Raw genomic sequence first — 18,386 nt, 5'->3', positions numbered from 1 at the left:
CTCCCCCAGGCCGACCTCGATCAAGGGGCAGTGGAAACCCCGTGCGCTGCGTGCACCGGATGGTGCGCGAGCATGGCCGCATAGAGTGCGGCGCCGTAGTGAGGTACGTGCTGCGGGGGCCGCATGTCGAAATGCAGGCTGGCGGCGGAAAGCGCATCGCGCAGCGGCGCCAGCAGCAGTTCGCCGGCATTGAACGCGCCGCCGGACCAGGAAACCGGCACGGGTTCGTCCGCTTCGAAGCGCAGCGCCAGGCGCAGCGTGTCGCAGATTCGAGCCAGTTCCTGGCCGGCGTCGCGGAAAATGTTCGCGGCGACGGCGTCGCCGGCTCGCGCGGCCTCGGCCACCTGGCACGACAGTTGAGCCAGTTCGCCGCGGGCATAGGCCTTGCCGCCGTAAACATGGGCGCAGATGTCCAGGTCGTTGTCGAGCTGGAAATGTGCATTGAGGATGGCGTGCAGCGGACCCTTGGGCAGGCGTCCGTCGCTCATGCGCGAGTAGGCGTTGAGCCCGCGCATGGCGATCCAGTAAGCCGAGCCTTCATCGGAAAACGCCTCGCCCCAGCCGCCGGCGCGCGCCGCGATGCCGCGGCGCTGGCCGTAGCCGATCGAGCCGGTGCCGGCCACGATGTTGATGCCGTCGGTACAGGCCAGCGAGCCGGCCCAGCCGCAGACCATGTCGTTGTCGCAAGCGTAGCGATGGTGGCCCAGGACCGCCGCGGGACATGCTTGCAGCTGTGCCGTGGCGCGGCTGTCCTCGCCGTAGGCGGGCAGTCCGAAGAAGGCGTAACCGATGTCGGCCAGCGTCAGGTCGGCTGCGCCGAGCACGCTGGCCACGCCTTCAGCCAGGACGGCATGCACGCCATCCAGGCCGACATGGGGATGGTAAGTCGTGCCGAGCTCCGCCTCGCCAAGCAAGCGGCCGTCGCCGTCGATCAGGGCGAAGCGGGTCTTCGTTCCGCCGCCGTCCACGCCAAGGTAAGCCACCGGATTCATGCGTTCGTCACGTACAGGCGTACGCCCTGGACGACGCGGTTCACCACGCCCGCGGGGTTGGGATTGTCGGGGGCCACGCCCATGGCGCGTGCGCGGAGGAAGGCATGGATCTGCGCGATGGCGACGCAGGGCCACAGCAGGTCCAGATCGACGGCGCCGGCCATCGCGGGCACCGTGATGCCGTCGGCGCCCGACGCCGTGCGCGGCCGTGCGCTCACCTCGACGATGCGCGTCGCGCACCCGTCGCGCCGCAGTTCGTCCACCAGATCCAGATCGTAGCGGCGGGTAAGTTCGTCGTTGGACACGAAAACCATCACCAGGGTGCGCCCGGTGATGAAGGTCTTGGGGCCGTGGCGGAAGCCCAGCGGCGAGTCGAAGCAGGTCGCCACCGCGCCGTTGGTCAACTCGCCCAGTTTCAGCGACGCCTCGCGGGCCAAACCCTGCAATACGCCGCTGCCCAGATAGACGACACGATCGTACCGGCCGAGCGCCAGTTCATGCAGCAGCGGCAGTGATTCCCCGATGACCCGTTCGGTGGCGCCGGCGATGGCGCCGATGCGCCCATCCATGGTGCCGGCCGGCAGTAGCGCGGCCACGACGGCGTACATCATGCAGCTGAAGCTGGAGGTCATGGCGAAGCCGGTGTCGTGGGTCTCGGCCGGCAGCAGCAGGGTCATGGCGTTGGCCGCTGGCACTTTGCCCAGCGCACCGTCGGCGTTGCAGACAATCAGCAGATGGCGCACCTCGCGCACCAGCGATTCGGCGAGCTCCACCGCCGCCAGGCTTTCGGGGCTGTTGCCGGAACGGCCGAAGGAAACCAGCAGCAGCGGCTGCTCCGGGTCCAGGTACAACGACGGGGCACACACGATGTCGGTGGTCGGCACCGCGTCCACGCGCGCGGCCAGCATACGGTTCAGCAGCGGCGCCACGCACTGGCCGATATAGGAGGAACTGCCGGCGCCGGTCAGGATCACCCGTGCGGCAGGGTTGTCGATCAGCGGTGCGGCAAAGGCCCGGATCTTCGCGTGCAGCCTGGCCACCAGGGCATGGGTCCGCTGCAGCATCTGCGGTTGCTGCTCGATTTCGCGCGCGGTCCAGATCGCGCCGGTGGCGATCAGGTCGGGCTCGGTCAGGCCCAGGTACTCAGTGGGTGTCATGGTCATGGCATGCATGGTGGTAGTCGTCGAGTGCGGCACTGACGTGTGCCATGGTCAGGGACAGCGGGTCGCGCGTCGCGATGCCGATGCGCAGGGCGTGCAGCGCATGCGGCAGGAACTGGCTGATCAGCGGGATCGGCGGCGGGTTCGCGCGCAGGTTGTCGAACAGGCGCTGGCGGGCCTGCTCGATCGCCGGGTCGGGCCAGTAGTAGCGGATGCGGTCGCTGAGGCTGTACTGCAGGTCCACGGTCAGCGCATGGTCCCGGCTGTGGTAGTAGCGCTGCCAGTAACCGGGCTGCTCGCGCATGCGCGCCAGCACCACCTCGCGCAGGCGCGCGCGGCGGGCATCCTCGATCCATGCCTGCTCGATCGCATCCAGTGCCCAGAATGCCTCGCGCAGGGCGAAGGTCAGGCCAGGCCCGACCTTGAGGATGGCGAAGTGGTCGCGCACCAGCGATCCCAAGGCATCGCGGGTCTGGTAGTCGGTCGAATGCGCCTCGAACACCATGCCCGGTACGCCGGTGATGGCTTCGCTCAGCTCACGCGCTTTCTGCGGCTGGTAGTCCACCACGTCGTGGTGGTCGAACTCCACGCCGGGTTGCACCACCGAGGCAATCACCCGCTGCCAGGCCGATGCCAGTCCCACGGCGATGAACGCCTGGCGATGCGCCTCGATCGTGGCCAGCGCGGCCTGCGGCGTAGTCACGGCCAGGCCATCGATGGACTCGGTCGCACCGCCCGGCACCGGCACCTCGGTGCCGATCACGTACACCGGCGCCTCGTCGCCCGCCCCGGCGTGGGCGGCTTCGGCGGCCCGGCACAGGCGCACCGCGCGGCGCACGATCTCGGCTTCCGGCAGCGGCTCGGAATCGCCGCGGCAGGCCATCGAGCAGTCCAGGTGAATCTTGCGGAAACCGGCTTCCACATAGGCGCCCACCATCACCTCGGCCTTGTCCATCGCTGCTGCGGCGTCCAGCGACGTCCACGGGTTGGGTCCCAGGTGGTCGCCGCCCAAAGCGATGCGCGCATGGTCGAAGCCGACGCGGTCGGCGATGGCGTGGACGAAGGCGACGAAGTCGGCCGGCGTCATGCCGGTGTAGCCGCCGTCCTGGTTGACCTGGTTGCAGGTCGCCTCGAACAGCACGAACGCCTGCCCGCTGCGTTGCGCGTGGCGCAGGCTGGCTTCGATGACGATGGGATGCGCTGAGCAGATCGAGGTCACGCCGCTGGCGTGTCCCTGCTTGTGTCGCGCGATGAGGTCGAGCAGAACATCCATGGGGACGAATCCATTCAGGGGAGTGGAGCGGGTGAGTCGCGCTCGGGCTCGGGTTCGAGCACCAGCAGCAGCGAGGCGATCAGGGCCAGCACCAGGCCAACCATTTTCAGCGGGCCCGGCACGACGCTGGCGAACAGCAATGCCAGCACGGCAGTCACCAGTGGGGCGCCGGCATTGGTCAGTGGCGCGATCACGATCGCCTTGCCGTAGCGGAAGGCGTAAACCAGGGTCAGCGCGCCGACGGCGTTGAGCAGCTGGATCGCCGCGGTCATCCACGGTACGTCCAGGCCCATGTTGACCGGCTGCGCCCAGTCGGTCATGGCCAGCGCCACCGGCGCCAGCAGCAGTGCGCCCAGCGTCATGTAAAAGAAGATGCTCTCGGCGCGCACGGTGTTGTTGGCCAGGCGCATGAAGTAGGCCTGCAGGCCCCAGGCCAGCATGATCAGCAGCGATTGCAGGAACCAGCCCAGTCCTCCGCTCGTGCCGCCGCCGAACGACAGGTCCATCATCGGCAGCGCCAGCAGCGCCAGCGCGATGCCCAGCGTGCCCGTCCAGCCGGTGCGCTCGCGCAGCAGGAGGAACGACAGGGCAATCGTGACCACCGGCGACAACGCGATGATCGGGAACACGAAGTAGGCCGGCCCGATGGTCAGGGTGTGGAACAGCAGCATCTGTCCGCCGGCACCAAGCAGGCCGATGGTCAAGCCGTAGATCACCGCGCGCGGCGAACGCTCCAGCACCCAGCCGCTGCGCCAGAGGATGTACAGCGCCGGCGGAATCATGGTCAGCGCCCACACGCAGTACACCAGCGTGTCGGGGAAGCCGTGCTGCGACGACAGCGGCGACAACGCACCCCACACGCCCCACAGTGCGACGGTCGCCAGGGCAAAAGCCAGCCACGGACGGCGGCTTGGCGCGGCGGCGGCATCGATCACCGAAGTGCTCATGCGTGAGCCGCCAGCGGCGTGGCCCGCAGCAGCACGAAGCGCTTGAACGCTACCCGCAGCGTCGCGTCGGACGCCGCCACTTCGCCCAGGTCGACCTCGTTGAACAGATCGCGCACGCGGTAGCGGCCGGCGCCGAGGCCGCGCAGTTGCACCGATCCATTGAAGCTCTCGGCGTAGAAGGCGTAGTACATCGCTCCGTCCTTGGCGATGGCGTGCGCCTCGGGCTTGTCGAAGCCGATGTCGTACAGCGTGCCCAGGTACTCGCCCTTGGGCAGCATGTGCTGCTTGTACAGGGCCACCCACTTGCGCCAGAGCATCTCCTTCTCGGTGGTGAGCTTGTAGCCGCCCGGTGGCAGGGGTTCGGCGGGATGCTCGGTGTCCCTTGGCCAGGTGAACTTGGAGGAGACCACCGCACCGATGCCGACGGTGGATGCGAAGTCGTCGCCACCATCGGACAGTTCCACGTGGTCGCCGGCATAGCTGCTGCGGGAGTCCATCAGCGCCTTCATGGTCTTGCCCTTGCTGCGCACCTGCCACGAGGACAACGGATCGGACGCGGGGTACTGGTCGGTGGCCGGCAGGTTGTGGAAGGCGAAGACGGTGCCGCAGGGACACAGCTCGACCACCGCCTGCGGGTTGGCCTCGTGCGCGGCCCGGTGGATGGCGCTCCAGAACGTGGCCAGTCCCTCGACCGAATCAGTGGGATGGGCATGCTTGTGTGCGGGGTTGTAGCAGGGCGCCACGGCGTTGAGGTGCTGGCCATCGAACTTGATGCCCTCGAAGCCCCAGTCGCCGATCACCTTCTTCACCAGCGCCACGTAGTAATCGATGGTCGGCTGGTAAGCCGGGCACTGGGTCAGCGCATTCCACCAGGTGATGGTCTGGTAAGCGCCGTTCTTGTCCAGCAGCAACATGTCGACGTGGTCGTGCAGCACGTCGCTGCCCGGGTCGGCGGCCAGCGGCGCTATCCACAGGCGTGGATGCATGCCCTGGCTGCGCACCTTCGCGGTGAAGTCACGCATGTCGGCGTCGCCGCGGGGGAACTTGCGCGTGTCGATGCGCCAGTCGCCCTCGTTGGTCTGCCAGCCATCGTCCAGCACCACCCACCCGAAGCCCAGTTCGCGGGCCTTGGGCACGGTGTCCATGATCTGCTTGATGTTGAAGTCGCGCCCGTAGCCCCACGTGCACCAGACCGGCGCGAAGGCCGATTCCGGCGCCAGCGGCGCGACGAGGCCCTCGGCCTGCATGTACTGCCGGTACTGCTGCAGCGGCGCGAAATAGTCGCCGGTATGCACGGCAAGCCAGGTGCGTTCGGTGACCAGCGTCTGGCCCGGGGCCAGGGTGGAGGCCTGCGGCGACTCGACCGCGATGTGCGCGCCGTCGGCGGTCCTGTGCACCGGCAGGTCCAGCGCACGCGCCACCGGTTCCACGTGGCCGACGGCCAGGCCGACGTCGCGGCGCCAGATATCGGCCATCGGGATGCCGCCGCCGTAGTCGGACGAGTCCATGCCCAGCGCGTTGCGCTGGTCGAACCCGTCGGCAAGCGGGCGTACCCAGTCGCGGCGGTCGGTGTGGGTCGCGCCGGCGAAGGTCCAGAACCCGCCGGGCGCGTCGTCCAGTTCATGCGCGGCGTTGCGCCAGCCGGCGACCTGCAAGGCGGCGGTACCGTGGTTGCGGTAGCGGGTCTGCAGCACGGCCATGCCGGGCAGGTTGTCGAAGAACGTCACCGCCACCTCCTTCTCGAGGTGGCGGCTGGAGCGTCCGGTCGTGATCGACTGACGGCCAGTGCCGTGGCGCGCGTCCGTGATCGGCTGTTCCTTGTGGCCGGTGATGGCGAAGTCCTCGACCGAGCCGTCGGTCAGCAACAGGCTTTCGCTGGGTTGATAGGGCGTCAGCGGCTTGCCGTGGGTCACGAGGCTGGTGTGCAGCTTGCGGTCGAACGCAATCGCCAGGACCGCGTCCCGGACCACGACACCGGCACCGCCATCCCCGCTGGCGCGCTTGCTGCCGCGGAGCGGAGCTGCCAGCGCTTTCGGCAGGGAGGCCCAGGCCACGCCACCCGCTACGCTGCCGGCAAAGAGCTTCAATACGGTGCGTCGTCCAATCGGGGACATGATGGGCTCCAGTCGAGGTGTTGTTCCGATTCTGCGTCAGTTCCAGGTATTGCTGCAAGCGTTTCGTTTCGATATGGTATGAAATAGTTTCGTTATATTACGGGTAATAAGATGAGCATGGTGCTCCGCCGCATGATGATGGGCCTGGTCGCGGTAGCGATCTCACTTTCCGTTGCCGCCACTTCGCCTCTGTCGAAAACGGCGGACACCGCCGCCGTTGCGCACAGCTATTCCATGGCGGACTTCACCCGCGTGCGCAAATACGACGCCCACGTCCACGCCAACAACCCGAACAGGGCGTTCCTCGAGCAGGCCCGCGCGGACGGCTTCGAATTGCTGTCGATCAACGTCGACTATCCGGACTTCCCCAGCCTGGAACGGCAGCACGCCATCGCCCTGACCCTTGCAGCGAAGGATCCGCAGCATTTCCATTGGGCCACCACGTTTTCCATGAAGGGCTTCGGTACGCCGGGCTGGACCGAACGGGTCAACGCGAGCCTGGCCCGGGATGTGGCCAAGGGCGCGCTCGCGGTGAAGATCTGGAAGAACGTGGGACTGGTGGAGAAGAACGCCGACGGCAAGCTGATCATGCTCGACGATCCGGGCCTGGCGCCCGTGGCCGGGCAGGTCCGCGCGCTCGGCGTGGCCCTGATCGACCACCAGGGGGAGCCGCGCAACTGCTGGCTGCCGCTCGACCAGATGACCACCGACAACGACCGCGAGTACTTCAGCGAGCATCCGCAGTACTACATGTACCTGCACCCGGATCAGCCGAGCTACGAAGAGCTGATGCGCGAGCGCGACCGCTTCGTCGCCGCGCATCCGAAGCTGCGCTTCGTCGGCGCGCACCTGGCCAGCCTGGAGTACGACGTCGACCGGATCGCCGCGTTCCTCGACCGCTTCCCCAACACCACCGTCGACATGGCCGCACGCATGAGCCAGGTGCAATACCAGTCGGTGCGCGATCGCGAGAAGGTGCGGAACTTCTTCATCCGCTACCAGGGCCGGGTGCTGTACGGCACCGACCTGACCTTTGCCGCGGACGCCGATCCCGCGGAATTCAGGCGCGAGGCGCATCGGGTATGGAGCTCCGACTGGCGCTATCTGGCGACCGGCGAAACCCAGCGGGTGGACATGATCGACGCCGATGTGCCGGGTCTCGCGTTGCCGCGCGCGGTGGTGGACAAGATCTACTACGCCAACGCCGTGCGCGTCTTTGCTGCGCCCAGGCCGGTCGACTGAAGGGCTTACGCCAGCTTCAGCTCGAAACCGAGTTGCTGGCTGGCCTGGATGATTTCCTCCGGCGCGCCGGTGTCCGTGATCAGCATGTTCAACGCGGCAACGGGGATGATGCGATGCAGACAGATCTTGCCGAACTTCGAGCTGTCCGTGATGGCAATGACCAGGCGGGCGGTCTCCACCATCTTGCGGTTGAGCAGCGCCTCGGGCTCGTAATGGGTGGTGATGCCGCGCTCCAGGTCGAAGCCATCCACGCCAAGGAACAGCTTGTCTACATGCAGCGCGTCCAGCGCTTCGACGGTCAGCCCTCCATAGAACGCCATGCTGCGGCGTCGCAGCTCCCCGCCGAGCATGACGATGGTGATGTTGTTCTTGGGGGCAAGCGCAGTCAGCACGCCGTAGTCGTTGGTGACCACGGTGATGTCGATGTCCTGAACCGCTTCGGCCAATTGGATGGCCGTGGTACCCGAGTCGATGACGACCGTGTCTCCGGGCTTGATCAGTGCCGCGGCGCAAGCGCCTATGCGACGTTTCTCATCCAGGTGGGTGGTGCATTTCGCTTCGTAGTTGGGCTCGGCCGAGGCACCGTTCATCACGCCACTGTCGATCGCCCCGCCATAGGCCCGCGCCATGACTCCGCGTTCGGCCAGATAACGAAGATCTTTGCGCACGGTCTGCGCGCTCACACCGAAGCGGTGAGCAAGGCTGGTGACCTGGACGCTGCCATGCTGGCGGACGAGTTCGCTGATCTGGAGGCGTCGTTGACTGGTGTCGCGGGTGGCGGTCATGGGGGGATTCCTGCGGGTGTCCAAATTATGCCGTATTTCGTTGTATTTCGCTATTGATGTATAACGAAACATGATATAGGCTCGGTTTCGTTGTTTAGCCAGCAGGTCCGTCGCCTAGCCCCTGGAGGAGAGCCAGTGAATACCGCGCCCCTACACCGAAACACACTGTTTTATGGAGTTGCGTTTGCCCTGCTGATGCCTGCGACAGCCCTGTCCCAAGCCACGCCAGGCAGCGCGCCCGCAACGCAAGAGTCGCAGACAACACAAGAGTCGCAGACAACACAAGAGTCGCAGACGTCACCGTCGGATAAAACGGCGCAGACGCGCGACAACGTGACCGATTTGGGAGCGGTGGTGGTCACCGGCGTGCGCGCCAGCCTGGCGCGCTCGACCGAACTCAAGCGCGACGCCGGTACCGTGCAGGATTCGATCAGCGCGCTCGAGCTGGGCAAGTTCCCCGACGACAACGTGGCCGATTCGCTCAGCCACATCACCGGCGTGTCCATTTCGCGTACTGCCGGTGGCGAAGGACAGAGAGTCAGCGTACGTGGCCTGGGCCCGGAGTTCACGCTGACCACCTTCAACGGACGCATCCTGGCCACCGACGGCGCCGGCCGCGATTTTGCCTTCGATGTATTGCCGGCCGACGTGATCAGTGGCGCCGACGTGATCAAGGGCGCCCAGGCCTCACTGACCGAAGGGGCCATCGGCGGCCTGGTCAATCTGCGCTCGGCCAGTCCATTCGACCAGAAGGGCCAGCACGGCATCGTGCGCCTGGAAGGCGATCGCAACCTGATGTCCGAACTCAACGGAAGCAAGCTCTCGGCCACCTACAGCAACACCTTCGCCAACGACACCATGGGCGTGCTGCTGGGCGTGGTCTACGCCCATCGCAAGGATCGCACCGACATTGCCGGCAACGATGGCGGCTGGACCCGGAACCCGGATCCCAACGACCCCAACTGGTGGGGCAACGCCTGGGGCGGCAACATCGACCCCAACGGCAACGGCGTACTGGATCCGAACGAATATGGCCTGATCGCCCCGGGCCAGTTCCGGGTTGGCTCGATCATGGAGGACAAGAAGCGCAGCGCCTTCTCCGGCAAGTTCGAATGGCATCCGAGCGACAACGTGCGCATCGTGCTGGACGGCCTGAAAACCCGCCTCGACTCGCCGCACGTGGCCTACCAGCAATCCTACTATCCGCTGTTCGCACCGGGCCGCTGGTCCGACATCACCGTGCAGAACGGCATCGTCACCGGCTTCACCATGAACAACCCGGATCCGGAACTGCGCCTCAATCCGGAACTGCTGAACCAGACCGAATACCGCGTGGTCGACACCGACCTTTACGGTCTCAACGGCGAGTGGAAAGTCACCCCCGACCTGACCCTGACCGGCGACCTGTACCGCTCCACCTCGAAGCGCCACTCCGGTGGCCAGGACACCTACGCCGTCCTGCGCATGAACCTGCCCAACACCGCCCGCATCACCCTGGGCCCGAATGCGGTGCCCAATGTCGATGTCCAGTTCAACGACGGCCGCAACCTTGCCACGGGCCTGGCCAACGGCCAGTTCACCGAGTCGGACTTCAACACGCATTACATGGAGTTGAGCGGCGACAACATCGAGGACAAGATCACCGGTGGCACGGTGGCTGGCAACCTGCTGGTCGGCCGCTGGGGCGTGGACCGCCTGCGCTTTGGCGCGACCCGCACCGACCGCAGGAAGTCGCGCGACCTGATCAACAACACCCTCAACGGCGGCGCCGACTACTACTCCGGAAACAATGCCATCAACGTGGCCGACCTGGGCGCCGGAGTGATCTCGCACAGCTTCCACCTGCCGCACTTCATGGATGACGTGAACAGCAGCTTCCCGCGCAGCTTCGTGGCCTTCGACGTGCCCAACTACCTGGCCCGGCTGCAGGCCTACGACGGCCACCTGCGTCCGGACGGCACGCCGTACAACTATGCCCTGGCCGGCCCGAAATGGAACCCGCTGCAAAGCTACCGGGTTCGCGAGAAGACCGATGCCTTCTACGTGCAGGCGGACATGTCGGGCGACCGCTGGGACGGCGACATCGGCGTGCGACTGGTGAAGACGAACACCAGGGCCCAGGCCTGGGATGCCAAGATCCTGAACATCACCAAGAACGGCGCGTTCAACTACACGGCAACGTACGCTGCCCCGACCCCGGTCGTCCAGAACGCCGACTACACCTTCCTGCTGCCTTCGGCGAATTTCACCTGGCACTTCACCGACCAGTTGCAATTGCGCCTGGGTGCGGCCAAGACCATGGCCCGCCCGCCGGTCGACCAGCTCGCGCCGACCAACACCACCGCGAGCGTGTCGTGGGGCGAGTTCACCCAGGTCTACGGCGGCAATGCGCACCTGAAGCCCTATAGTGCGGCGCAGGGAGACATGTCGCTGGAGTGGTACTTCGCCGACCATTCCATCGCCAACGTGGCCGTGTTCTACAAGCGCATCAAGAACCAGATCACCACCAGCTGGGAGCCGGGCCAGGACATCGGCGTACCGGGTTACCTGTTCAACGTCATGCGTCCGATCAACGGCGATTACGCCAAGGTCAAAGGCCTCGAGGCCGGCCTGCAGCACTTCTGGGAAAGCGGTTTCGGCGTGAATGCCCAGTACACCCGCAACTGGTCGCGCAGCTGGGTGAATGGCGAGGAACGCCCGCTCGAGGGCATCGCCCCGGCGACCTATTCGCTGGGCGCGATGTACGAGAAGGGCAAATGGTCGCTGGGCGCCAACGCGGTCCGCACCGATGGCTTCGTCACGGCGATCAACGTAATCGGCACCGGCTACAACACCCAGGCCGCTGCGATCACCTGGTTGACCGCACACGTGACCTACGAAATCAACGACATGTTCAGCATCAGCCTCCAGGGACAGAACCTGCTGGACGATGCGCAGACCTACAGCATCAACGGCAACCCGCTGCTGTCGCAGGGCTATAACCGATATGGCCGGTCTTTCAATCTGGGAGCGAGCCTCCGGTTCTAGACGAGGTTTGTACCGCGTCCCGACCAGGCACGCCGGTCCGGTTTGACCGGCGTGTCGCGCCAGCCGCCGGGCGCAAGTTTTTGCAAGGTTTCGCTGCGACTTGGTACGTTATATCGTGGCGCTACCGATCTTCTCGCCAAGACGTGTCCGCATGAACAACACCTGGTTCGAGTGCTTGCAGAGACCGTCGAACCGATGGTTGTGATGACCCGGCGAGTGCCGTCGGCGTCGTGCGCGACGGGGTCATCCCTGCGGCATCTGCTTGCCGCCGTCGCCGCATTGGCGATCGCCGGTTGCGCGGTGGGTCCGGATTTTCACAAGCCGGCCGCGCCGGGCGCCGGCAGCCTGAGCGCCGGTTCGCCGCCGACCACCACAGGCGTTGCGAACATCGCGGGCGGGCAGGCCCAGCAGTTCGTCTCCGGCGGCGATATTCCGGCCGACTGGTGGACGCTGTTTCATTCGCCGGCGCTGAATGCGCTGATCGAACAGTCGCTGGCCCACAACCCCGACCTCAAGGCAGCGCAGGCGGCGCTGGCGGTGGCCAGGGAAAGCACGGAGGCCGGACGCGGCGCCTATTACCCCAGCGTCACGGCCGGCGTGTCGGCGAGCCGCGAGCAGGATCCGCCCGGTGCGCTGGCGCCGGTGCCCAGCAACAACGCCTTTTTGTACAACCTGTTCACGCCGCAGGTCAGCGTCTCGTATGTGCCCGACGTGTTCGGCCGGAACCGGCGCACGGTGGAGTCGCTCATGGCGCAGCAGCAGGCGGTGCGCTTCCAGATGATCGCCGCCCGCATCACGCTGAGCAGCAACGTGGTGGCCGCGGCGGTGCAGCAGGCCTCGTTGCGGGCGCAGATCGAAGCGACCCGCGAACTGGTCGGCATCAACACCAGCATGGTGGATATCCTCAAGTACCGGTTGGACAAGGGCTATGCCGGCCGACTCGATCTGGCGGCGCAGGAAGCGCAGCTGGCCCAGGTCAAGGCCGCGCTGCCGCCCTTGCTGACCCAGCTCGCGCAACAGGACCATCTGCTGGCGGTGCTGGCTGGCCGCTTTCCCGGCGAGGCGCTGACGGAGAACTTCGACCTTGCCAGCCTGCACTTGCCGCAGCAGCTGCCTGTGAGCCTGCCATCGGCGCTGGTGGCGCAGCGTCCCGACGTGCGCCAGGCCGAGGCGAACATGCATGCGGCCAGTGCGCAGGTCGGCGTGGCGATCGCCAACCGGTTGCCGAACATTTCATTGACCGCGAACGCGGGCAGCACCGCGCTGGCGATCCATCAACTGTTCAAGTCCGGCACGGGTTTCTGGAGCCTGGGCGCGGATCTGGCTGCGCCGATCTTCCAGGGCGGCAGCCTGCGGCATCAGGAGCGCGCCGCCAGGGCAACCTATGTCGAGGCAAGCGAACAATATCGCAGCACGGTGTTGACCGCGTTCCAGAACGTGGCCGACACCCTGGCCGCGCTGCAGCACGATGCGGAGGGACTGCAGGCCGCCGCCACCGCCGCGGATGCGGCGAAGCTCACCCTGGATCTGTCGCAGCGCCAGTACAAGGACGGCTATGCCGGCTACCTGTCGCTGCTCAGCGCGGAGCAGGGTTATCAGCAGGCGCGCATCGCCCTGGTGCAGGCGCAGGCAAGTCGTTACACCGACACCGCGGCGCTGTTCCATGCGCTGGGAGGTGGCTGGTGGCATGACGCGGACAACGAGCCGGCCGGTGCTGCGCCGGCGCCGCTCTCCGCTTCGGATCACGCCAGGACAAACCGGGACAGCGATGAAAAGTAGATCCTCTTCCGCAACGCGCCTTGTGCCGCGACGTCGTGCGGCGTGCGTGCTCGCACTGAGCGCGCTGCTTGGCGTGGCCGGCTGTTCCTCGAAGGCGGAGCCGCAGCAAGCGGCTGCCGGCACGCCGCAGAACGTGACGATGACGCCGTCGCAGCGCCAGCATATCCATCTGCTCACGCTTGCGCCGACCAGCTTTCATCGCGCGATCGAAACCACTGGCGTGGTGGATTTCGACAACGACCAGGCAACCAGCGTGCTGGCGCCATTCTCCGGGCCGGTGGCGCGACTGCTGGTGGCGCCCGGCGACAAGGTGCATCGGGGTCAGCCGCTGGCGCTGGTCGACTCGGCGGATTTCTCTGCCGCGATCAGTGCGTACCGCAAGGCCTTGATCAGCGCGCAGAACGCACGCCGGCTGGCCGACGCGGACAAGGACCTGGTACAGCACGAAGGCGTGTCGCGGCGCGAGGCCGAGCAGGCGCAGACCGATGCCGCCAGTGCCGAGGCCGATCGGGACGCCGCGCTGCAGGCGCTGGTGGCGCTGGATGTCGACGCCGGCACGCTCAAGGCGATCCAGGCGGGCCGAACGGTGGCGCGCGCGCAGGGCATCATTCGCGCGCCGATCGCCGGCACCGTGGTGGAAAAGCTGATCACGCCGGGGCAGCTGCTGCAGGCGGGCACCACGCCGTGTTTCACCGTGGCGGATCTGTCGAAAGTGTGGGTGATGGCGCAGGTGTCGGCCGCCGAGCTGGCGACGATTCGCGTGGGTGATCCGGCGCAGGTCGACAGCGGCACGCCGGGCGTCGAGTTGCCGGGTACGGTGGACCATATCGCCGCGGTGGTGAACCCGGATACCCGCGCGGTTGCCGCGCGCATCGTGGTGGCGAATCCCGCTGGCGTGCTGCGCAAGCAGATGTACGTGCGCGTGAGGATCCAGTCGCGCCAGGCCGGCCAGGGTCTTCTGATGCCGGTGTCGGCGATGCTGCGCGACGACGATAACCTGCCGTTCGCGTATGTCGTGCAGCACGATGGCAGCTTCGCGCGGCGGCACGTGACGCTGGGTCCGCGCATCGGCGATCAGTACGAAGTCAGTGACGGGCTCAAGCCCGGCGACCGGATCGTGGTCGATGGCGGCCTCTTCGTGCAGTTCATGCAGAACCAATGAGCGACCATCTGCCGCCCATGCCGCCGCGCGCGGCGTCGCTGATGAACCGGATCGTCGGTGCCTCGTTGGCGCAACGCTTCCTGATCGCCTTGCTGGTGCTCGTGCTGATCGGCGCCGGCGTGCATGCGCTGCATCGCCTGCCGGTGGATGCCTATCCGGACCTGTCGCCGCCCAGCGTCGAGATCATCACGCAGTGGCCGGGGCATACCGCCGAGGAAGTGGAGCGGCTGATCACGGTGCCGGCCGAGCGAGGCCTGACCGGCATTCCGAAAACCGACAACACCCGCTCGATTTCGTTGTACGGGCTGTCGGTGGTGACGCTCACGTTCAACAACGGCACCGACAACTATTTCGCACGCCAGGAAGTGTTCAACCGGCTGGGCGATCTCGGTCTTCCTGACGGGGTGAAACCGTCGGTGTCGCCACTGTCGTCGCCGTCGGGGCTGATCTATCGCTACGTGCTGCAAAGCTCCGATCGCTCGCCGATGGAGCTGAAGACGTTCGAGGACTGGGTGGTCGAGCCGCAGTACCGCACCGTGGCCGGGGTGGCCGACGACTCCGGTTTCGGCGGCGGCAGCATGCAGTACCAGGTGCTGCTCGATCCGGCGAAGATCGCCGGGGTCGGGCTTACCGCGCAGCAGGTGCAGGCCGCGCTGGCCGCCAACAACGGCAATGCCGGCGGCGGCTTCTACTCGCAGGGCGGGCAGTTCTATTACGTTCGCAGCGTCGGCCGCCTGCAGACGCTGGAGGACATCGGCAACGTGGTGCTGGCGGTGCACGACGGCAACCCGGTGCTGGTCAAGGATGTCGGTCGCGTGGTGATCGGCATCGCGCCGCGGCTGGGCCAGTTCGGCTTCGAGAAGCAGGACGACGCGGTGGAGGGCGTGATCTCGCTGCGCACCGGCGAGAAGACCCAGGACGTGCTGCAGCGGGTCGAGGCGAAGACCAAGGAACTCAACGAGCAGATCCTGCCGAAGGACATCAAGGTCCACCCGTTCTACGACCGCAGCGACCTCGTCGCGGTGACCACCCAGGTGGTCAAGGACAACCTGCTGCGCGGCATGCTGCTGGTCGTGGTGGTGCTGATCTTCTTCCTGTACGACGTGCGCGCCGGGCTGATCGTCGCGGTCACCATTCCGCTGTCGCTGCTGGTCGCCTTCATCGGCCTGGATCTGCAGGGTGCATCGGCCAACCTGTTGTCGATCGGTGCGATCGACTTCGGCATCCTGGTCGATGCGGCGGTGGTGATGGTGGAGAACATTTATCGCCAGCTCGCCGATCGCGAGGGAACGAAGTTCAACGTCATCGAGGTGATCCGCGATGCGGCCGCCGAGGTCGACCGTCCGTTGTTCTATGCGGTGGCGGTGATCGTGGTCAGCTTCCTGCCGATCTATGTGCTGTCCGGCCCGTCCGGCGCGCTGTTCAAGCCGATGGCGGACACCATGGTGTTCGCGCTGGTCGGTTCGCTGGTGATCACCCTGACCCTGTTGCCGGTGCTGTGCTCGTGGTTCATGCGCAAGGGCGTGCGCGAGCGCCGCAACCGCGCGTTCGAGGCGATCAAGTCGGTCTACATCAAGGGGCTGGATTTCTGCCTGGCCCGCGTGTGGCTGACCACGCTCGCCTCCGCGCTGCTGCTGGGCCTGTCGCTGCTGCTGATTCCGCGCATCGGTGCGGAGTTCATGCCGCACCTGGATGAAGGCGCACTGTGGGTGCGCGCGACCATGCCGTACACCATCTCGCTCGACGAGTCGGCGAAGATCGCGCCGCAGATCCGCGACATCCTCCGGTCGTTCCCCGAGGTCACCACGGTCGCATCGGAACTGGGCCGGCCCGACGACGGCACCAACTCGACCGGCTTCTTCAATGTCGAGTTCTATGTCGGCCTCAAGCCATATGCGCAGTGGACGGGCGCGTACCGGACCAAGGCCGAGCTGACCGCAGCGATCAACCGGAAGCTGCAGACATTTCCCGGCATCACCTTCAACTACACCCAGCCGGCCGAGGACGCGGTGGACGAGGCGGAGACCGGCCTGAAGAGCGCGCTGGCGGTGAAGGTGTTCGGTGCGGACCTGGACACGCTGCAGCAGAAGGGCAAGGCGATCAAGCATGTGCTCGAGCAGGTGCGCGGCATCCATGACGTGACCCTGGTGCAGGAGCTCGGCCAGCCCAGCCTGAGCATCAGGATCAATCGCGCCGCGATCGCCCGTTACGGCTTGAACGTGGACGACATCAACGGCCTGATCCAGACCGCGATCGGCGGCGATGTGGCGACCCAGGTGATCCAGGGCGAAAAGCAGTTCGACCTGGTCGTGCGCCTGGATCACCAGTATCGCGACAACCCCCAGGAAATCGGCAACATCCTGGTGGCGACGCCGGGCGGCCAGCAACTGCCGCTGAAGGAATTCGCCGATATCCGGGTGACCAACGGCGCCTCCTTCATCTACCGGCAGGACAACTCGCGCTACATCGGCGTGCAGTTCTCGGTCGAAGGACGCGACCTCGCCGGTGCGGTGGAGGATGCGATCGGCCAGGTCGATGCGAAGGTGAAGCTGGCGCGGGGCTACCGGCTGGACTGGGGCGGCGAGTACAAGGAATACACCGCCTCGCGCGCGCAATTGAACCTGATCGTGCCGCTGACGGTGGGGCTGATCTTCCTGCTGCTGTTCACCCTCTACAGCAACTTCAAGTTTCCCTTCATCACCGTGCTCGGCGTGGTGCTTTCGGCGCCGGCCGGCGGCATCATCGCGCTGTGGCTGACCGGCACGCCGTTCTCGGTGTCGTCGGGCATCGGCTTCCTGGCGCTGTTCGGCGTCTCGGTGCAGACCGCGGTGGTGTACATCTCCTACGTCAACGAACTGCGCCGCAACGGGGTCGGCGTGGCCGAGGCGATCCGCGAAGGCGCGATCCTGCGCCTGCGCCCGATCATGATGACCGCGCTGGTGGCCGCGCTCGGTCTGCTGCCGGCGGCGCTGGCCACCGGCGTCGGCACCGACACCCAGCGGCCGTTCGCGCTGGTCATCGTCAGCGGCCTGTTCACCCGCCTGCTGATCAGCGTGTTCCTGATGCCGGCGCTGTACGCGATCGTGGCGCGGCCGGGCGACCGGCTGGAGGTGTAGCGGGGCGGTTCAGTTCCCGTCGCCGCTGGACTCGATCTGTTGCGCGAGGTTGTACAGGATGCGCAGGTCCTCGGCATCGAGCGTGTCGCCCTGCATGCTGCGGTAATGGTGGTGGAACGCCCGCACCGCGGCCGCGCGATCCTCCAGCGGGTAGCCGACCAGGCCCAGTGCCATCCACGGATCAAAGCCGGCGGGCGGATCGGCCAGCACGCCTTGCGGCCACCGCCCGAAACCGGCGGCGGCCAGCCGCGGCCACGGGAACAGCGGGCCCGGATCGTCCTTGCGGGTGGGCGCGAAATCCTGGTGGCCGATGACCTGTGTGCGCGGGATACGCAGGCGGTCGGTGAGGTCGGTCAGCAGGCGCAGCAGGCTGTCGATCTGCGGTTGCGCGAACGGCGTGGCGCCGTCGTTGTCCAGTTCGATACCGATCGAGGCGGAATTGATGTCGGTGATCGTGCCCCAGTGCCCGGGGCCGCCATGCCACGCGCGCAACTGGTCGGATACCAGCTGGTAGATGTGGCCGTCGGCGCCGATCAGGTAATGCGAGCTCACCGGCCCGCCGCTGTTCGCCGTGCGCAGGGTGTCCAGGCTCTGCTGCACCGACTGCTGCTGGGTGTAGTGCAGCACGATCAGCACCGGCCGGCGGATGTCGTGGTTCGGCGACGGCACCCAGGTCGCCAGCGGGTTGCGCGGCGGCAGCGGCGCGCAGGCGGCGAGCAGCGCGAGCAGCGCCAGCAGGGCCGCGCGGCGCAGCTGGCGGGGCAGGGCGAACGGATCACGCATCGCTGA

General features: G+C 66.7%; 12 protein-coding genes. 5 read left to right on the top strand and 7 right to left on the bottom strand.

All coding sequences use genetic code 11. The annotated features are described in order from the left end of the window. Positions 1-20: 20 nt before the first annotated feature. Genes R2APBS1_RS16655 through R2APBS1_RS16635 form a run of 5 tightly spaced genes read right to left on the bottom strand, consistent with a single transcriptional unit; the run spans position 21 to position 6,486 of the window. Positions 21-992 (bottom strand): N-acetylglucosamine kinase, encoded by a 972-nt coding sequence (locus tag R2APBS1_RS16655; RefSeq protein ID WP_015448811.1) that lies wholly within the window; start codon positions 990-992, stop codon positions 21-23. Next, on the bottom strand, positions 989-2,149 hold the full coding sequence (locus R2APBS1_RS16650) for an SIS domain-containing protein (RefSeq protein WP_041676815.1): 1,161 nt from the start codon (positions 2,147-2,149) through the stop codon (positions 989-991). Before R2APBS1_RS16650 ends, R2APBS1_RS16655 begins: the two co-directional genes overlap by 4 nt. Then, a complete protein-coding gene (locus R2APBS1_RS16645) occupies positions 2,136-3,425 on the bottom strand; it encodes a D-tagatose-bisphosphate aldolase, class II, non-catalytic subunit (RefSeq protein WP_015448809.1) in 1,290 nt (429 codons plus the stop codon). The genes R2APBS1_RS16650 and R2APBS1_RS16645 overlap by 14 nt, the downstream gene beginning before the upstream one ends. Positions 3,426-3,439: 14 nt before the next feature. Further along, the gene (locus tag R2APBS1_RS16640) at positions 3,440-4,372 is read right to left on the bottom strand and encodes a DMT family transporter (RefSeq protein WP_015448808.1); all 933 of its coding nucleotides are present in this window, start codon (positions 4,370-4,372) and stop codon (positions 3,440-3,442) included. Continuing rightward, the gene (locus R2APBS1_RS16635; RefSeq protein ID WP_015448807.1) at positions 4,369-6,486 is read right to left on the bottom strand and encodes a glycoside hydrolase family 36 protein; all 2,118 of its coding nucleotides are present in this window, start codon (positions 6,484-6,486) and stop codon (positions 4,369-4,371) included. The genes R2APBS1_RS16640 and R2APBS1_RS16635 overlap by 4 nt, the downstream gene beginning before the upstream one ends. 111 nt (positions 6,487-6,597) lie before the next feature. Between R2APBS1_RS16635 and R2APBS1_RS16630 the strand changes: the two genes are divergently transcribed. Next, the gene (locus R2APBS1_RS16630; RefSeq protein WP_015448806.1) at positions 6,598-7,728 is read left to right on the top strand and encodes an amidohydrolase family protein; all 1,131 of its coding nucleotides are present in this window, start codon (positions 6,598-6,600) and stop codon (positions 7,726-7,728) included. A gap of 5 nt (positions 7,729-7,733) precedes the next feature. Here the strand turns inward: R2APBS1_RS16630 and agaR are convergent, their stop codons facing one another. After that, positions 7,734-8,513: a transcriptional repressor AgaR gene (agaR, locus tag R2APBS1_RS16625; protein ID WP_007509667.1), complete on the bottom strand. Its 780-nt coding sequence runs from the start codon at positions 8,511-8,513 to the stop codon at positions 7,734-7,736. 333 nt (positions 8,514-8,846) lie between these two features. Between agaR and R2APBS1_RS16620 the strand changes: the two genes are divergently transcribed. The 4 genes from R2APBS1_RS16620 to R2APBS1_RS16605 all read left to right on the top strand — a co-directional run bounded on the left by R2APBS1_RS16620 (position 8,847) and on the right by R2APBS1_RS16605 (position 17,597). After that, a complete protein-coding gene (locus R2APBS1_RS16620) occupies positions 8,847-11,540 on the top strand; it encodes a TonB-dependent receptor (RefSeq protein WP_231381739.1) in 2,694 nt (897 codons plus the stop codon). A gap of 204 nt (positions 11,541-11,744) precedes the next feature. Continuing rightward, positions 11,745-13,319, top strand: coding sequence for an efflux transporter outer membrane subunit (locus R2APBS1_RS16615; RefSeq protein ID WP_051061187.1), 1,575 nt, complete (start codon positions 11,745-11,747; stop codon positions 13,317-13,319). Positions 13,320-13,365: 46 nt separating this feature from the next. After that, the gene (locus R2APBS1_RS16610; protein ID WP_236126969.1) at positions 13,366-14,481 is read left to right on the top strand and encodes an efflux RND transporter periplasmic adaptor subunit; all 1,116 of its coding nucleotides are present in this window, start codon (positions 13,366-13,368) and stop codon (positions 14,479-14,481) included. Continuing rightward, the gene (locus R2APBS1_RS16605; RefSeq protein WP_015448802.1) at positions 14,478-17,597 is read left to right on the top strand and encodes an efflux RND transporter permease subunit; all 3,120 of its coding nucleotides are present in this window, start codon (positions 14,478-14,480) and stop codon (positions 17,595-17,597) included. Before R2APBS1_RS16610 ends, R2APBS1_RS16605 begins: the two co-directional genes overlap by 4 nt. A 9-nt stretch (positions 17,598-17,606) precedes the next feature. Here the strand turns inward: R2APBS1_RS16605 and R2APBS1_RS16600 are convergent, their stop codons facing one another. Then, positions 17,607-18,380: an N-acetylmuramoyl-L-alanine amidase gene (locus R2APBS1_RS16600; RefSeq protein ID WP_015448801.1), complete on the bottom strand. Its 774-nt coding sequence runs from the start codon at positions 18,378-18,380 to the stop codon at positions 17,607-17,609. Between the last annotated feature and the right edge of the window lie 6 nt (positions 18,381-18,386).

The sequence above is a fragment of the Rhodanobacter denitrificans genome, from assembly GCF_000230695.2.
Classification (GTDB): Bacteria; Pseudomonadota; Gammaproteobacteria; order Xanthomonadales; family Rhodanobacteraceae; genus Rhodanobacter; species Rhodanobacter denitrificans.
Note: the sequence above shows the minus strand (reverse complement) of the source record. Positions and strands in the feature narration are given on the sequence as shown.

Excerpts from the sequence above, each read along its gene's own strand:
- R2APBS1_RS16655 (WP_015448811.1), bottom strand. The coding sequence starts at position 992 with ATGAATCCGGTGGCTTACCTTGGCGTGGACGGCGGCGGAACGAAGACC.
- R2APBS1_RS16650 (WP_041676815.1), bottom strand. The coding sequence starts at position 2,149 with ATGACACCCACTGAGTACCTGGGCCTGACCGAGCCCGACCTGATCGCC.
- R2APBS1_RS16645 (WP_015448809.1), bottom strand. The coding sequence starts at position 3,425 with ATGGATGTTCTGCTCGACCTCATCGCGCGACACAAGCAGGGACACGCC.
- R2APBS1_RS16640 (WP_015448808.1), bottom strand. The coding sequence starts at position 4,372 with ATGAGCACTTCGGTGATCGATGCCGCCGCCGCGCCAAGCCGCCGTCCG.
- R2APBS1_RS16635 (WP_015448807.1), bottom strand. The coding sequence starts at position 6,486 with ATGTCCCCGATTGGACGACGCACCGTATTGAAGCTCTTTGCCGGCAGC.
- R2APBS1_RS16630 (WP_015448806.1), top strand. The coding sequence starts at position 6,598 with ATGAGCATGGTGCTCCGCCGCATGATGATGGGCCTGGTCGCGGTAGCG.
- agaR (WP_007509667.1), bottom strand. The coding sequence starts at position 8,513 with ATGACCGCCACCCGCGACACCAGTCAACGACGCCTCCAGATCAGCGAA.
- R2APBS1_RS16615 (WP_051061187.1), top strand. The coding sequence starts at position 11,745 with ATGACCCGGCGAGTGCCGTCGGCGTCGTGCGCGACGGGGTCATCCCTG.
- R2APBS1_RS16605 (WP_015448802.1), top strand. The coding sequence starts at position 14,478 with ATGAGCGACCATCTGCCGCCCATGCCGCCGCGCGCGGCGTCGCTGATG.
- R2APBS1_RS16600 (WP_015448801.1), bottom strand. The coding sequence starts at position 18,380 with ATGCGTGATCCGTTCGCCCTGCCCCGCCAGCTGCGCCGCGCGGCCCTG.